This is a genomic window from Bifidobacterium aemilianum, assembly GCF_003315635.1.
GTDB lineage: Bacteria > Actinomycetota > Actinomycetes > Actinomycetales > Bifidobacteriaceae > Bifidobacterium > Bifidobacterium aemilianum.
Map to the genome: position 1 here is coordinate 1 of NZ_PDCG01000010.1, position 15668 is coordinate 15668.

Consider the following 15668-nt stretch of genomic DNA (forward strand, 5'->3'; position numbering starts at 1 on the left):
GTCCGGCAGCTTGGCGCCGCTGCCTCTGTCCATGTTGCCCAGGCCGGTGAGGTCGGTGATGTGGTTGTGGTCCAGCCACAGTTTGTTGAGCTTGGTCAGGCTGCCTGTTCCCAGGGGGGCCAGGTGGGTGTTGTCCAGGTTGTTGGAGCCCAGGTCCAGTTCGGTCAGGTTGGTGAGGTCCTTGATGGTGGTGATGTCGTTGATCTGGTTGTGGCTCAGGTGCAGGTTGGTGAGTTTGGTGGCCAGGGGTTTGAGGGGTTTGATGTCGCTGATCTGGTTGTTGTTGAGGTTCAGTGTGGTGGCTTGCCAGAAGAGGTCGATGTGGGTCAGGTCGTCGATCTGGCCGTTGGCCAGGTTCAGGTTGGTGGTGGCCAGGTCCTGGCTGGTGAGGGTGTCGTTCACGCTCTTGCCCAGGGTTTTGGCCACGGCTTTGGCCAGGTGGTCGTCGCTGTTGGTCAGGCAGGTGAGGATGCTGCTGGAGTCGCTGGTGCAGGACCCGTCCCTGAGAGTGACCTTCTGGGTGATGGTGCCGGAGAAGGTCAGGGTGCCGGCGCCGCCCCAGGGGGTGGAGCCGCCGCAGACGTCGTTGCGGTAGCCGGTGCCGACGAACCCGTTGGCGTTGCAGTATTGGTTTGTTGGTCTGCCTTGTATGCGGAATCCGTAGGTGTAGGTGCCGGCTCCTCGTCTGGGCCAGGTCATGGTCCCGTCATCGGCTTTGGGGGTGCCGGACACTACGTTGCGGCCGTCCGTGCCCCAGTTGGTGGCGCCTCCGGGGGTGCCGTCGTGGTAGCGGGCGTCTCTGGTGGGGCTGGGCGCGGGGGGCGCGGACGAGTCACGCGCGGCGACGTTTCCGTTTGGGGCGAGGTCGTAGTCCCAGATGGTGGTGGGTCCGCTGCCGCTGCTGGGCTGCGCGAACAAGGTCCACGAGCTGCTGTTTTTGGTTTTGGCGGGTCCCAGGCTCACGGGCTTGGTCAGGTCGGCGGGCAGGTCGGGCATGGTGACCGACTGGCCCGAGGCGTCCAGGTAGGCCAGGTCCGGCAGCTTGGCGCCGCTGCCTCTGTCCATGTTGCCCAGGCCGGTGAGGTCGGTGATGTGGTTGTGGTCCAGCCACAGTTTGTTGAGCTTGGTCAGGCTGCCTGTTCCCAGGGGGGCCAGGTGGATGTTGTCCAGGTTGTTGGATCCCAGATCCAGTTCGGCCAGGCCGGTGAGGTCCTTGATGGTGGTGATGTCGTTGATCTGGTTGTGGCTCAGGTGCAGGTTGGTGAGTTTGGTGGCCAGGGGTTTGAGGGGTTTGATGTCGCTGATCTGGTTGTTGTCGAGGTTCAGTATGGTGGCTTGCCAGAAGAGGTCGATGTGGGTCAGGTCGTCGATCTGGCCGTTGGCCAGGTTCAGGTTGATGGTGGCCAGGTCCTGGCTGGTGAGGGTGTCGTTCACGCTCTTGCCCAGGGTTTTGGCCACGGCTTTGGCCAGGTGGTCGTCGCTGTTGGTCAGGCAGGTGAGGATGCTGCTGGAATCGATGGTGCAGGACCCGTCCCTGAGAGTGACCTTCTGGGTGATGGTGCCGGAGAAGACCAGGGAGCCGAAGCCGCGCCAGGGGGTGGTGCCGCCGCAGGCCCAGTTGCCGCTGGGCCCGTTGGTGGCGCACTTTCCGCCTGGTGCGTCTCCTTGCATGCGGAAGCCGTAGGTGTAGGTGCCGGCTCCTCGTCTGGCCCAGGTCATGGTCCCGGTATCGGCTGCGGGGGTGCTGGACACCTCATAGCGGCCGTCCTTGCCCCAGGTGGTGGTGCCTCCGGGGGTGCCGTCGTGGTACCGGGCGTCGCTGACGGGGCTGGGCGCGGGTGGCGCGGCCGCCTCACGCGCAGGGAAGTTTCTGTCTAAATATTCGTTTTCGATGATGGTTTCTCCGCTGCCGCTGCTGGGCTGCGCCAACCAGGTCCCCACTGTGCCGGCCGCGACTTTGGCGGGTCCCAGGGTCACGGGCTTGGTCAGGTCGGCGGGCAGGTCGGGCATGGTGACCGACTGGCCCGAGGCGTCCAGGTGGGCCAGGGCCGGCAGCTTGACGTTGGTACTGTACCACATGTCGCCCAGGCCGGTGAGGTCGGTGAGGTGGTTGTGGTCCAGCCACAGCCTGCGCAGGCTGTCCAGCCTGCCTGATCCCAGGGGGGCCAGGCTGGTGTTGTCCAGGTCGTTGGAGCCCAGGTCCAGTTCGCCCAGGTTGGTGAATTGTTGGATGCCCTGGAGGTTGGTGATGTGTTTGTTGTTGAGGTTGAGGCTGGTGGTGTTGGTGATGTCGCTGCTGGTCAGGGTTTGGGCTGTGTTGGTGTTGCCGTGTAGGGCTTGGGCGAGGGCTTGGGCGAGGTTGGGGTCGGGGAAGCAGTCGTCCAGTCGGCTGAGGTCGGTGGTGCAGCCGGAGCGTGGTCTTAGGCCGCCGTCGCGTGGCAGCCAGGGTTTGTCGGGTGTGGATTGCCAGGTGGGGGTGGGTCCGGTGTGGGGTAGGGGGTTGGTGTCCTTGGGTGTGGGTGCCGGTTGGGTTGGCTTGTCGCTGTGCGGGTTTGCCGTGTCCTTGCCGTCGGGGCTGGGGTTGGTTGGTGTCTGTGGCTTGTCGGCTGTCTGCCCGTGGACGTCGGTGTCGCTGGGTGTGTGTTGGGCTATGGGGCGTGTCTGTCTGGTGTGTGTGCCGGCCGTGTCCCTGGCTGGCTGGTGTCCGCCCTCGGCCTGCCGTGGCGTGCTGGTGCTGGTGTGTTCAGTTTCCTCTAGGGGGGGGGGGGGGTGATATTTGCTCCATTGGGTGCGGCGATGCCCAAGGTGAGCAAACCCGCGACAATGGCACGCACAACAGTATTCAACATTGGTACTCGGATTCCTTTTACTATTCCATATTTGCCGGGTGGGCGATTATGCGGCTCGAGTCTCGTCTGTCTTCTAACAGAGCAAACACGTATACGGCAGTGCAGCACCTCAAGTCTCCCCCTGGCTTCAGGCATGCCAGCCCACAGCACTATCTAGTCCGTCACTATAACACGTCAGGCTGAGGCCTTGAGCAACAGTGGGTCAAAGCCTTCGGCATGGTCATGCACGGTGAGCTAACTCTTCCATACATGAGGCGATACTGGTAGTTATGAATCTTGAACGAGTGACTGAGTCAGACCGGCAGGATCCGATTCAACGCCAAGTGCTTGCCGAACCACTGGTGCCGGTGGGAACCGTGGTGTTGGCAGCCACCCCCATCGGCAATACAGCTGATGCCTCCGCCAGGTTGCGCAGTCTCCTGGAGCAGGCCGACATCGTGGCGGCCGAGGACACCAGGAGGCTCTACGATTTGGCCAACCGCCTGGACGTGCGGGTAGGCGGTCGTGTGGTCGCCTACCATGACCACAACGAGCGATCCAAGGCGGACGGACTTCTGGACCAGGTGGAGGCCGGGGCCAGCGTGCTGGTGGTCTCGGATGCGGGCATGCCCACCATCAACGACCCCGGCCTTGCCATCGTGCGGCGGGCCATCGAGCGCGGACTGCCGGTCACCTGCGCTCCGGGTCCCTCTGCCGTGCTGGACGCCCTGGTCCTCTCCGGCCTGCCAACAGACCGCTTCTGCTACGAGGGTTTCCTGCCCCGCAAGCACAGTGAGCGGGTACAGTATCTGCGTACCATGCGGACCGAGCCACGTACCATGGTCTTCTACGAGACCCTTCACCGCATTGACGAGTCCATGGAGGACCTCCTGCAGGTCTTCGGGCCGGACCGGCCCATGGCCCTGTGCCGGGAGCTGACCAAGGAGTACGAGCAGATTCGGCGGGGGAGCATTGGGCAGATTCGCCAGTCCGTGATTGACGAGCCACCCCGGGGAGAGATCGTGCTGGTCATAGCCGGGGCTTCGGCTCAGGAGATGCAGGAGGCCCAGCCCAGTCAGTTCAGCATTGAGGATTTGGCCTTACTGGCGCAAGGGCTGGCGGCCGACAGTGGCATGAGGGTCAAGGAGGCCATAGCTCAGGTGGTTCAGGGCCACCCACTGCCCGACGGCTCCCTGCCCAACCGCAAGCAGGTCTACGCGGCAGTGCTCGATCTCAAAGGCCAGGGCTGAATGCCAAGAGGCACCCAATACCGCTCAACATCACGCAAGGAGTCAAGCTCTGTAACACGAGCTTTCCCCTCCCGGTTTGCAAGCTGGCCGAGCCTACCCTTTCGCCGGCGTGGTGGATGCCGAGTCACGCGCACTTCCGGGAAAAGGATGTTGAGACATCCCCTTCCCTGCAGGCTGATCAGTGCATACAAGCCTTGGCTACGGCGATATGCCAGACATAGACGACTGAAATCGCCAGGGCCTTTTGCGGCCTGCAGATACCGGCTAGCGTACGGGCCGGCCCAGGTTACTGCTCGCTGGCCTTCTGCGGGGCCGATTCGCCACCTGTCTTGTCATCGCTCGGCTTACCGTTACTTTGCCTGTCTGCACTTGGCTTATCGCCGCTCACGTTGGACTCCGCGCCAGCCTTCGCATCGGTGCCAGTCCCAGCGGCCCCATCTGCCCCAGCGGCTGCTGTCTCTTCGGGCTGCTTGACCTCCGGCACCGATACCTCCATGGTGACCAGGGGCATGGGCATGGTCGAGGTATCGATCAGCGGGTCGTCGTCCTGGTTCTTGACCAGGTGGATGGCCTCAGCCTTGGTCTCGACCGTAGGAAGGGAGCCCAGCAGCGGCGACTTCGAGGACTCCTGCATGCACCAGACCGCGATGCCGCTCAAGGCCGCGAAAATCATAATGTAGACGGCCGGCATGTAATGGTTGCCGGTCAGCACGATCAAAGCCTGGGCCACCAGCGGGGTAGTGCCGCCGAATAGGGAGACGGCCAGGTTGTAGGAGAGCCCCATGCCGCCGAAGCGGGACGACGTGGGGAAGAGGGCCGGCAGGGTCGAGGCCGAGACCCCGGCATAGCAGGCCACCGGTATGGCGATCAGCAGGAGGGCGCCCTGGATGGCCCAGAAGTCTCCCTGGTGAAGGAGCCAGAAGGCTGGAAGCATGAAAATCAGTGCGGAGGCAACCGCTGCTGCGTAGACGGGCTTGCGGCCTATTCGGTCCGAAAGGGCACCGATCAGCGGCAGGGAGAGGGACATCAAAATCAGCACCGGGGCGCTGGCTGCGGCGGCCATGGTCGGTGTGGTGCCGACCTCCTCTTCCAGGTAGGTGGGCATGTAGCTGGTCAGCACGTAGCCTGCCGTGTTCGTGGCCGCCACGATGGAGATGGCCATGAGCAGCTCGCGCCAATGATGGTGGATCAGGTAGGGGACAGAGCCCGGGGTGTCCTTCTTGGCCTGCTCCTGGGTGGCCCCGTTGCCGCGTGCCTCCAAGGCGGCCGCCTCGGCTTCCTGCTGCTCGAGCTGGTTGGTGAACTGGGGTGTCTCGGGAATGCGGGACCTCAGGAGAATGGCTATGATGCCCAAGGGAATGGTGAGGAGATAGGGGATTCTCCAACCTATCGCCGCCATGGACCCGGCTCCCCAGATATGGTCGCAGACAACGGTGGTGATGGCCACCGTCATAGCGCCGAAGGCGGACCCCAGGTAGGATCCCAAGTCAAGCCAGGCGCTATAGAAGCCGCGTTTGCGGTCGGGGGAGAACTCGGAGATGTAGGTGGTGGCACCGGCATATTCTCCGCCGGTGGAGAAGCCCTGCATCATTTTCAGAAAGTAGAGGGGCAGCACGGCCCAGGGGCCGATTTGCGCTGCGGTGGGCAGCAGACCGATCAGACCTGTGGAGATGGCCATCATGCCCATAGTGAAGAAGAGGACCTTCTGACGGCCCACCCGGTCGCCCAAGGGGCCCAGCACAATACCGCCCAGGGGCCGTACCAGGAAGCTGACCGCGAATCCCAGGAGCATGACCAGCAGTCCCATGCTCTCCGGCAATCCCTTGGTGAAGACGCTGGTCATGGTGACGGCCAGATAGCCGTAGACGCCGAAGTCGTACCACTCCATAAAGTTGCCTACGACCGTGCCGGAAATGGCCTGGCGCAGGGTGTCATGCGGAACCACGGTCACATCAGTGGTCTTGAGCCGTTTGCGTCGAAAATGAATCTGTAGGGTGTGCTTGGGTTTGCCGGCTTTGCGGGCAGAGTGGCGCTGGTGTTCTTCCCTACCCTGACGTTGCTGGTTCTGCATGGGTGTCATGGTGACCTCCGTTCGTGTGCGGACCCAACTGCTGGCCCTGTATGAACTCGGGACGGGTACGGCATTGCACATGCGTGAGTGGAGAGACCTCTGCCGATTCATCCTGTGTCGTTATGTGGCTGGCGGTGCTGTTCGGCAGCCGTCCGACAAATAAGTGCTCGGTCAATCTTAGCAGATGGCCGTTTTTCCCGCTTGTTGAGACCACTTTCTTGACTTGTGTGGGGGCGGTGGAGACGCTCTGGCAAGGCCTTGAGAGATTGCGGCAGTATGGCCTGGGGTCTGCGTGATGTTGCTTCTGCTATGCGTGAAGGCGTTCCGGTGATTGGGGCGCGGGAACGCCTTCATTTATGGCAGGGTTGGTCGGTCAGTGCTTGGCCTTGGGGTCCGTGTGGGTGTGGGTCCTTGCCGGGGCGGCCAGGATTGCCAGGCCCAGGGCGAGCAGGGTGATCATGCCTGCGGTGAGCATGGGCAGCCGGATGCCGGCGGCGGTGCCGGCCAGGGGCTTCGGGTCACCCGCGCTTTCGCTGGCGGAGGTGGGTCCGGTGTGGCCGGCCTGTCCGGGATAGGTGTGCCGTGCGGGTTGCTCGGTTCCGGTGGTGCCAGTGTTGCCGGTGCTGCTGAAGCTGCTGCTGTTCCCGGTGTTCCCGTTGCCGGATTTGGAGGCTTTGGCGGTCCATTGGCGTAGAGGTCCAGGTCCTTGTTGGTGGCTTGGGAGAAGTCCCAGGCTTGCTTGCCGGTCTGGCTGCTCCAGGTTCCGTCCTCCAGGGCCCACCGGCCCGTCAGCTCCGAACCGTAGGGATTCACACCGCCGAACGTGGCATCACTCAGCTGCTTCTTGCCGCCCAACACCAAGTGGCGCAACCTTGATGGCAGCATGTTGCCCATGGTGGTGACGTTGCTGGTGTCCCAGTTGCTTACGCCCAGGCTTGGTATCTTGCTTGAGTGGAACATGAAGCTTATGTCGGTGGTGTTGCTGGTGTCGATCTGGTCGAGGTCCGTGATCTCGATGGCCTGTGTCCCCCGGAACAAGTTGCTTGAGTCGGGAGCCAGGTGGGTGTGTGGGGTCGTCAAAGACGACATCGGCCACGTCCTTGCCTGTGTCTGTCCACAGCAGGTAATCATTACCCACAAAGGGATTCGGGTTGTCCGGGAAGGTGCCGGCCCGGGAATGCAGGGTGCAGTCAGCGCCGATGGTCCAGGGTGATGTGCCGAAGGTGCCTGCCCTGGCCGTGCACCCGGACCTGACCTGTGGGTTCGACCCACCCTGTGTCAGGGCCTGCGTCGCCGTCCTGGCGCCGGGTTCTGGACGGTGGCAAGTCCGGCCGTCTGGGCGCTGGAGGGCAGTAGTGCCATAGCCAGGGCCAATGCGATCGCGGGGTGAGGGAGGGCACTGGCCCTTCTTCGCGCATGGCGATGTTTGTGTACAGAATGCATATTGAGAACCATGTCTCATGTCCCCATCAATACGACCGGCACAAGACGGTCCTGGTCGGCAATACATTGCCGACAGCGCCATATGCAACACTGCGGCGATACAACAATCATATAACGACCATCAAGCAGGGTGAGGAATGGGATGCCAGAGCGCATGGTTGAAAGGGTTTGGCTCACAGTGTGGCTCAAGCGAGCCGTCTGAGCAGGTGGCCGTGTGTGGGCCGTGTACCTAGGGGCGATGAGACAGCGCTCCGAGACCGCCAACCGATTATCGCCAAATCCGCTGCTTGCGGATGCGAAGACAACACCATATCGAGATTTCCTTCGCCCCTTTCCAGCCCAGTCCTCCACTGGTGAGTGACTGAAACTACAGGGAAGAAAGCTACTGTGAAGCCAAGGATGACTTTGGTCTAGGCCTTGTCGAAGAGGATGGAGAAGGCCGTGTCCAATCCGGGGCCGCCGGCCTGGGAGACATATTCCAGCAGGCTGGCATCAGCCCTTGGATTGGCTACCAGCCAGCGTCGAAGCTGGGGTGCCTGCCGGGCTATGAACCAGAGGATCTCGGGGTCGGTGTCGGGGCTGCAGGCCAGCAGGGGCGTCAGTTCCAGGGGCGGCTCTGGAGGATTTTCGGTGCCATGCTCCGTCAATGTGCCTGTTCTGCCACCGCTTGCTCCGCTCCAACCGCTGTGGCTTTGCTTATCGTCTCCTCCTTCCCCTGTCTGCCCCAGGTGCAGACGGTCCAGTCGGTGAGAGGGCTGCGACCCAGTGAGTTCACGAAGACGCAGATGGGAATGCCTGCGCCTCCCGTGGCGACCGAACAGTGCTGTAAAACTCATATGCCCCCACCCCGCTGCCTGACGGGCAGTCCTGCCGAGCTCATATGCCCCGGCCCCTCAAACGTCCTGACAAGTTGGGAATGGTCCAGGCATCCTCAGCGGCAGTCACCCCCGCAGTGGTCATGTCGGCGGCAGCCATCTCAGTAGCAGCCCTTGATGCGGGTGAAATAGCTGCGTGCCCTGGGCGAGCCCGGCCAGTAGCGGCAGTCGTGCAGGAGCCGCAGGCAGTCTTGGGGTTGGAAACCGAAGTCCTGCATGAGGGCGCTGATCAGCTCGTTGGCGTGGAGGGATTCGGCCTCCTTGACCGGCAGCAGGGCCAGGTCGCAGGCGGTGCGGACAGGACTGATGATGGCAAGGTCGCCGATATGGCTCACATGCCCCGGTGGGCAGGCCCGGTTGAAGAGCCTGATGGGGCGCCCGTAGACGGTGGACCGAAAATGGGAATTGGAGACCAGGTCGATGCTGTTGGGGAAGGGTCCGCCCAGCCACACCCAGCTGGCGGTGGTCGCACAGGCCATGGTCCCCTGGGGAATGATCGAACTGATGATGGAACCCCTGCCATAGAGGGTGTCGGCATCCTGGGGGTGGTAGATGCTGCTGTCGTCAAGTTGCTTCACCGTACCGGACAGGGCAAGTCGGTGAAGGCTCAAGGGGCCGGTAAGGTCCTCAAGTCCAAGGAGGACGGGCAGGCCGGCCGCGGGCCTGCCGCTGCCCCCGACCGGGTTCTTGAGGCGGGAGCTCGCGGAAGCGCTGCCGGTCCCGGACCGGTTGCTGGACCTGGTCCGGCTGCCCTTGCTGGTCTTAATGTTCGTTACTGTGTGCTGGTCCATGGTCCGACTATAGATAGGGCCAGCATCACCCAAGGCGAGCCTCGCCAATTCTGTGGATATGTGGATGAAGTCCGGTGCTTCAATGCTGCTGTGGATAAGCCTGTGGACTTTGCGGGACCTAGGGATCCACAGGCCTGATTGACCATCGGTTATAAGGCTGATTGCTTGGGCTTTGCCCGCAAAGCGCGGGCCGATTAACTCTTGACCCAAGCGGATTGCGCCGGGTGCCCGCCCCCACTGTCCCCGCTGGGACTGATAATCGAGGACTATGACACATATTTTGGTGAATGTTGCTTGGCCCTATGCCAACGGCCCCCGTCACATCGGCCACGTGGCAGGTTTCGGCGTGCCTTCGGATGTGTACGCGCGCTTCGAGCGCATGAAGGGCAACGATGTCCTCATGGTCTCCGGCACCGACGAACACGGCACCCCCATCCTGGTGGAGGCCGACAAGGAGGGCGTGACCCCCCAGGAACTGGCCAACCGCTACAACCGGGTCATTGCCAAGGACCTGTGCGACCTGGGCCTGTCGTACGACCTCTTCACCCGCACCACCACCGGCAACCACGAGCATGTGGTCCAGGAGCTCTTCAAGCAGTGCCTGCAGAACGGCTACATCTACAATGACACCCAGAAGGTGGCCATCTCCCCATCCACAGGCCGCACCCTGCCGGACCGCTACATCGAGGGCACCTGCCCCATCTGCGGGTACGAGGGCGCTCGCGGTGACCAGTGCGACAACTGTGGCAACGAGCTGGACCCGGACGAGCTGATCAACCCCAAGTCCAAGATCAACGGCGAGACACCGATCTTCAAGGACACGGAGCATTACTTCCTGGACCTGCCCGCCCTAGCCGAGGCCAACCTGGCCTGGCTCAAGAGCCGTGAGGGCTGGCGCACCAACGTCATCAACTTCTCCATCGGCCTGTTCGCCGAGGTCAAGCCCCGTGCCATCACCCGTGACATCGACTGGGGCATCCCCGTGCCGGTGCCCGGCTGGATCGACAACCCCAACAAGAAGCTGTACGTGTGGTTTGACGCCGTCATCGGTTATTTGTCGGCCTCGATTGAGTGGGCCCGCCGCTCAGGCGACCCGGAGGCCTGGAAGGCCTGGTGGAACGACCCCTCCGCCCCCGGCTACTACTTCATGGGCAAGGACAACATCACCTTCCACTCCCAGATCTGGCCTTCCGAGATTCTGGCCTACAATGGGCGGGGCTCCAAGGGTGGCGAGCCCGGCGAGTACGGCAGGCTCAACCTGCCCGAGCAGGTCGTGGCTTCCGAGTTCATGACCATGGAGGGCAAGAAGTTCTCCTCCTCGCGCGGCATCGTGATCTATGTCAAGGACATCCTCGCCCGCTACCCGGTCGATGCGGTCCGCTACTACATCTCCATCGCCGGCCCCGAGACCTCGGACGCCGACTTCACCTGGTCCGAGTTCGTTCGCCACAACAATGAGGAGCTGGCTGCATCCTGGGGCAACCTGGTCAACCGTGTGGCCAATCTGATCTACCGGAACTTCGGCGAGATTCCCGAACTGGACGAGGACTCCATGACCTCCGAGGACCGGGCCCTGCTGGAGGAGACCTCAGCTGCCTTTGATGTGATCGGCGGGCTCCTGGAGCTCCACCACCAGAAGAACGCCCTGGTCGAGGCCATGCGCACCGTGGCCGAGGTCAACAAGTACATGTCCGCCACCGAGCCATGGAAGATCAAGGACGACCCCAAGCGTTTGGGCACTGTCCTGCATGTCGCCGCCCAGGCGGTCTCGGACTGCAACCATCTGCTGGCCCCCTTCCTGCCCCATTCGGCCCAGCAGGTCTGGCAGGCCCTGGGTGGCTCCGGCGTCTTCTCGCCCATGCCGCGCCTGGAGGAGGTCGATGACCTTGACAAGCCCGGCTTCTCCTACCCGATCATCACCGGCGACTACAAGCTGGGCGAGACCGTCCACCCCTGGGAGAGCGAGCCCCTGGTGGCTGGCACGCCTGTGGACAAGCCGAGCCCGATCTTCGCCAAGATTCCCAAGGAGGCCGTGGACGAGGAGCTGGCCCGCTTCGAGGCTGATTTGGCCAAGCGCCAGGAGGCTGAGGCCGAGCGTCTCAAGGCAGCCAAGGGCCAATTGTCCTGATTGAGGGGAATAGAGACTAAAATTCCCAGGGTTTTCTCAGGTTCGGCTATTCATTTTCCAAGGAAAGGGTAGCAGTATAAGAATTACCAGCGGTTCCCCCGGTGGTGAGGCTCCAGATGGACACCCCATAATTAAAACTTTCTTCTCTCCTTTTACCCGGCGTCAACCCCGCCGGGTTTTTCTTTTCTCCATCCATGTTCGCCCCGCCCGGTCGTGCGGTTCCAGTTGGCTTGGGCTTGGACAGACATGCGAATCCGCACATCTGAATAATGAGAGCCGTCTTGCGCCCGAAACATTCGCAGGGCAGAATAAAAAGTCAGATGCACGGGTGTGTGCCGGTTTCGGTATGCACCCCATGCTTACCGTTGTTGCAGATCACGATATACGTGATGAACGAGAGGAAAATATGAAGAAGCGTAAGGTTACAGCACTGGCTGCGGCCGCTGTCTGCTCATTGGCCTTGGTCCTGAGCGGTTGTGGTGGTTCCGGCAGCGATTCGACCACCGGAGCCTCCGGCGGTAGTGACGCCATGATCAGCGTGTTCAACCCCGAACCGACCAACCCCCTGATTCCCAGCAACACCAACGAGGTCGGCGGCGGCAACCCCATCGACATGATGTTCTCCCGCTTGGTGAGTTTCGACAACAAGGGCAAGGCCCACAACGAGATCGCCAAGGAGATCAAGGGCAACGGCGATTCCAGCCAGTTCACCATCAAGATCAACGATGGCTGGAAGTTCACCGACGGCAGCCCCGTTACGGCAGAGTCCTTCACCAAGGCCTGGTCCTGGGCCGCCAACGTCTCCAACAAGCAGAAGAACTCCAGCTTCTTCGCCAACATCAAGGGCTATGACGAGCTGCAGCAGGATGGCGTGCCCGCCGACACTCAGCTGTCCGGCCTGAACGTGGTCGACGACAAGACCTTCACGGTCGACCTGACCTCGCCCTCCTCTACCTTCCCCATCCAGGTCGGCTATGCGGCCTTCGCCCCGCTGCCCGAATCCTTCTATAAGGACACCAAGGCCTTCGGCGAGAAGCCGGTGACCGTCGGACCATACAAGTTCCAGTCCTGGGAGCACAACAAGTTCGTCAAGGTCGTCAAGAACCCCGACTACAAGGGTGGCATCAAGGTCAAGAACGGCGGCATCGAGTTCCGCTCCTACACCGACCCGACCCCGGCCTATGCCGACATCCAGTCCGGCAACCTGGACGCCCTGGACACCATCCCGGCCTCCTACAAGAAGACCTTCCTCAAGGACTCCCAGGTCCAGGCCGTCAACGATCCCGGCTCGGTCCTGCAGATGTTCACCATCCCCACCTACATGAAGCATTTTGGTGAGGACCAGGAGGGCAAGCTGCGCCGCCAGGCCATCTCCATGGCCATCAACCGCCCGCAGATCATCGACAAGGTCCTCTCCGGCACCGGCAAGGACGTGACCGACTTCACCGCCCCCACCATCCCCGGCTATTCCAAGAGCATCAAGGGCAACGACGTACTCAAGTACAACCCCTCCAAGGCCAAGGAACTTTGGGAGGAGGCCAACAAGATCAGCCCCTGGGGTGCCAACGACGTCTTCAAGATGGCCTACAACGCCGACGGTGCCCACAAGGAGATCTACGACGCGGTCGCCAACTCCATCAAGAACACCCTCGGCATCAACGCCCAGGGCAACCCCCTGCCCACCTTCAACGAGTTCCGCAGCAACGTGCAGGGCCGCAAGTTCACCGACTCCGCCTTCCGCTCCGGTTGGCAGGCCGACTACCCGTCGCCCGAGTCCTACCTGATGTCCAACTTCTCCAGCTCCGCCGCTGACGGCAACGGCTCCAACGACGGCGACTACAAGAACCCCAAGTTCGACGCCCTGCTGACCAAGGCCACAGCCGCCAAGAGCGTGGACGAGGCCAACAAGATCTACCAGCAGGCCGAGGAGATCCTCATGGAGGACCTGCCCGCCGTGCCGCTCTACTACATGAACGCCTACGGCGCTGGTTCCAAGAGCGTTCAGGGCTTCACCTTCACCTGGAAGGGCACCCCCGCCTATCCCGACATGTCCAAGTAAGGCTTCTGAGTCCTTCTTGAATGAAGCCGGCGCGCTACCCCCAGGGGTGCCCGCCGGCTTCTGCTATGCCGGCCGCGAAAAGCGCAGGCTGCCATGCTCCCCCTACCCTTCCCCCTCCTCAGCCCTTGCGGGAGTTCGCTTCCCTCGGGGGTGGTTGGGGCGTACTGGTACACTAAGGAACCGTATTTTTAAGCGGGGCATTGGGTTAACAGCCTGTGAAGCCGCAGACTATTAAGGAGCGAGGCCGATGGGCAAATATCTTCTGCGACGCATACTGCAGATGATTCCGGTTGTTCTTGGCACGACCCTGTTGATCTATGCGCTGGTCTTCGCGCTGCCAGGCGATCCCGTCGCGGCCATGTTCGGAGACAAGCCGGTCAACCAGGCCGTGGCCGCGCAGATTCGCGCCGAATACAATCTCGACAAGCCATTCCTTGTTCAGTATGTGCTCTTCCTGAAGAACGCATTGACCCTGAACTTCGGCAACACCTTCGCGGGGCAACCGGTGATCAGCGTCATCGGCCGGGCCTTCCCGGTCACCATTCAGCTGGCTCTGATGGCCTTCGTCTTCGAGGGTGTCTTCGGTGTGCTCTTCGGCATCATCTCAGGCCTGACCAAGGGCAAGTGGTCCGACACCATCATTCTGGTGATCTCCCTGCTGCTGATCTCCGTGCCGACCTTCGTCACCGGCTTCATCCTCCAGTACTTCCTGGGTGTCAAGTGGCATGTGCTGCCTGCCACCGCAGGGGCCCACCCCGGCTTCATCGACCTGCTCATGCCGGCCATCGTGCTGGGTTCGGTCTCCATGGCCTCCATCATCCGCCTGACCCGCACCGAGATCTCCTCCAACATTTCCGAGGACTACGTGCGCACGGCCAGGGCCAAGGGCATGGGCAACTTCCAGGTGATCGTCCACCATGTGCTCCGCAACTCCCTGATTCCCGTGGTCACCTATCTGGGTGCCGACATCGGCGGCCTGATGGGCGGCGCCATGATCACCGAGCGCATCTTCAACATCCAGGGTGTCGGCAATACCCTCTACCAGGCCATCGTGCGTGGTGAGGGAACCCTGGTGGTCTCCATCGTGACCATTCTGGTGATGATCTTCGTGGTCACCAGTCTGCTGGTCGATCTGCTCTACGCGGTGCTTGACCCGCGTATCCGTTACGCGTGAGGGGGCTGCCATTATGACGGATATGACAATGAATGAGAGCTTGAACGGATCTATGACCGAGAGCAATGCGGAAGTCTTCTTCCCCGACCCCCTGCCCGGGCAGGAGCGGTTTGTGGCCCCTCTGGACGACACCCCCCTGGCGGACGTGGACTCAGTCAACGACGAGGTGCCGGCCACCAGCATGTGGGCCGATGCCTGGAAGAAGCTGCGGCGCAACCCGCTCTTCATCATCTCGGCTGTGCTGGCCATCTTCGTGATTTTGGTGGCCCTTTTCCCCTTCCTGTTCACCAAGCAGGACCCCATGGCCTGCAATCTGGACAACTCCCTGGGTGCTGGGACCTCCGGCCACCCCTTCGGTTATGACCTCCAGGGCTGCGATGTATACAGCCGCGTGGTCTACGGAACCCGCACCTCGGTGTCCATCGGCATTCTGACCACCCTGCTGGTCACGGTGTTCGGCGGCCTGATCGGTGCCGTGGCGGGCTTCTTCGGCGGTTGGGTCGATGCGATCCTCAGCCGTGTGACCGACATCTTCTTCGCCATCCCCATGCTCCTGGGTGCCATCGTGCTCCTGCAGATGTTCCGCACCTCCGGCTCCATCTGGAAGATCGTCTTCACCCTGACCCTCTTCGGGTGGGTGCAGATGGCACGCATCACCCGAAGCGCGGTCATGGAGGCCAAGAACCTGGAGTTCAACACCGCCTCTACCGCCCTGGGCTCAAGCCCCGTGCGCAACCTCTTCAACCACATCCTGCCCAACTCCCTGGCCCCGATCATCGTCATGGCCACCATGTCCCTGGGCAACTACATCGTCTCAGAAGCCACCTTGAGCTTCCTGGGCATCGGTCTGCCCACCAGCTTGGTCAGCTGGGGTGGCGATATCTCGACGGCCCAGAGCCTGCTGACCACCAACCCATCCGTGCTTTTCTACCCATCGGCGGCCCTGGCCATCACGGTCCTGGCCTTCATCATGATGGGCGACGCGGTCAAGGACGCCCTTGATCCCAAGAGCAAGACGGTCTGAGCGGAGGAATCATGAGAGCAAGCCA

Annotated in this window: 11 protein-coding genes; 6 read left to right on the plus strand and 5 right to left on the minus strand. The window is 62.2% G+C overall.

Going from position 1 to position 15668, the window contains the following annotated elements:
• A partial coding sequence (locus tag CRD60_RS07555) for a leucine-rich repeat domain-containing protein (RefSeq protein WP_130473084.1) occupies positions 1-2079 on the minus strand: 2079 nt, incomplete at its 3' end.
• Positions 2080-3118: 1039 nt separating this feature from the next.
• Between CRD60_RS07555 and rsmI the strand changes: the two genes are divergently transcribed.
• Entirely contained in the window at positions 3119-4078 is a 960-nt protein-coding gene (rsmI, locus tag CRD60_RS07560; RefSeq protein ID WP_113860672.1) for a 16S rRNA (cytidine(1402)-2'-O)-methyltransferase, read from the plus strand.
• Positions 4079-4364: 286 nt separating this feature from the next.
• On the opposite strand, the gene CRD60_RS07565 is transcribed toward rsmI, so the two are convergent.
• Together CRD60_RS07565 and CRD60_RS09465 are read right to left on the minus strand one after the other, a co-directional pair.
• A complete protein-coding gene (locus CRD60_RS07565; protein ID WP_201737246.1) occupies positions 4365-6158 on the minus strand; it encodes an MFS transporter in 1794 nt (597 codons plus the stop codon).
• A 447-nt stretch (positions 6159-6605) separates the two neighbouring features.
• The gene (locus CRD60_RS09465) at positions 6606-7160 is read right to left on the minus strand and encodes a BspA family leucine-rich repeat surface protein (RefSeq protein WP_407923188.1); all 555 of its coding nucleotides are present in this window, start codon (positions 7158-7160) and stop codon (positions 6606-6608) included.
• Here CRD60_RS09465 and CRD60_RS09200 point away from each other — a divergent pair.
• Positions 7042-7362, plus strand: coding sequence for a hypothetical protein (locus CRD60_RS09200; RefSeq protein ID WP_236630914.1), 321 nt, complete (start codon positions 7042-7044; stop codon positions 7360-7362). The two genes, CRD60_RS09465 and CRD60_RS09200, sit on opposite strands and share 119 nt — an antisense overlap.
• A 640-nt stretch (positions 7363-8002) precedes the next feature.
• Here CRD60_RS09200 and CRD60_RS09470 read toward each other — a convergent pair.
• Entirely contained in the window at positions 8003-8428 is a 426-nt protein-coding gene (locus CRD60_RS09470; protein WP_407923186.1) for a variant leucine-rich repeat-containing protein, read from the minus strand.
• A gap of 140 nt (positions 8429-8568) precedes the next feature.
• On the minus strand, positions 8569-9258 hold the full coding sequence (locus tag CRD60_RS07580; RefSeq protein WP_127975673.1) for a hypothetical protein: 690 nt from the start codon (positions 9256-9258) through the stop codon (positions 8569-8571).
• 268 nt (positions 9259-9526) lie between these two features.
• Between CRD60_RS07580 and metG the strand changes: the two genes are divergently transcribed.
• The 4 genes from metG to CRD60_RS07600 all read left to right on the plus strand — a co-directional run bounded on the left by metG (position 9527) and on the right by CRD60_RS07600 (position 15643).
• The gene (metG, locus tag CRD60_RS07585; protein ID WP_113860677.1) at positions 9527-11386 is read left to right on the plus strand and encodes a methionine--tRNA ligase; all 1860 of its coding nucleotides are present in this window, start codon (positions 9527-9529) and stop codon (positions 11384-11386) included.
• 406 nt (positions 11387-11792) lie between these two features.
• Complete coding sequence (locus tag CRD60_RS07590) at positions 11793-13445, plus strand: peptide ABC transporter substrate-binding protein (RefSeq protein WP_113860678.1); 1653 nt, start codon at positions 11793-11795, stop codon at positions 13443-13445.
• 247 nt (positions 13446-13692) lie between these two features.
• Positions 13693-14619 carry an ABC transporter permease gene (locus CRD60_RS07595; protein WP_113860679.1) on the plus strand — a complete coding sequence of 309 codons (927 nt, stop codon included), beginning with the start codon at positions 13693-13695 and terminating at the stop codon, positions 14617-14619.
• 52 nt (positions 14620-14671) lie between these two features.
• Positions 14672-15643, plus strand: a complete 972-nt coding sequence (locus CRD60_RS07600; protein ID WP_236630916.1) for an ABC transporter permease — start codon at positions 14672-14674, stop codon at positions 15641-15643.
• Positions 15644-15668 lie beyond the last annotated feature (25 nt).

Coding starts and splice junctions, on each gene's coding strand:
- rsmI (WP_113860672.1), top strand. CDS start 3,119: ATGAATCTTGAACGAGTGACTGAGTCAGACCGGCAGGATCCGATTCAA.
- CRD60_RS07565 (WP_201737246.1), bottom strand. CDS start 6,158: ATGACACCCATGCAGAACCAGCAACGTCAGGGTAGGGAAGAACACCAG.
- CRD60_RS09200 (WP_236630914.1), top strand. CDS start 7,042: ATGGTGGTGACGTTGCTGGTGTCCCAGTTGCTTACGCCCAGGCTTGGT.
- CRD60_RS09470 (WP_407923186.1), bottom strand. CDS start 8,428: ATGAGTTTTACAGCACTGTTCGGTCGCCACGGGAGGCGCAGGCATTCC.
- CRD60_RS07580 (WP_127975673.1), bottom strand. CDS start 9,258: ATGGACCAGCACACAGTAACGAACATTAAGACCAGCAAGGGCAGCCGG.
- metG (WP_113860677.1), top strand. CDS start 9,527: ATGACACATATTTTGGTGAATGTTGCTTGGCCCTATGCCAACGGCCCC.
- CRD60_RS07590 (WP_113860678.1), top strand. CDS start 11,793: ATGAAGAAGCGTAAGGTTACAGCACTGGCTGCGGCCGCTGTCTGCTCA.
- CRD60_RS07595 (WP_113860679.1), top strand. CDS start 13,693: ATGGGCAAATATCTTCTGCGACGCATACTGCAGATGATTCCGGTTGTT.
- CRD60_RS07600 (WP_236630916.1), top strand. CDS start 14,672: ATGACCGAGAGCAATGCGGAAGTCTTCTTCCCCGACCCCCTGCCCGGG.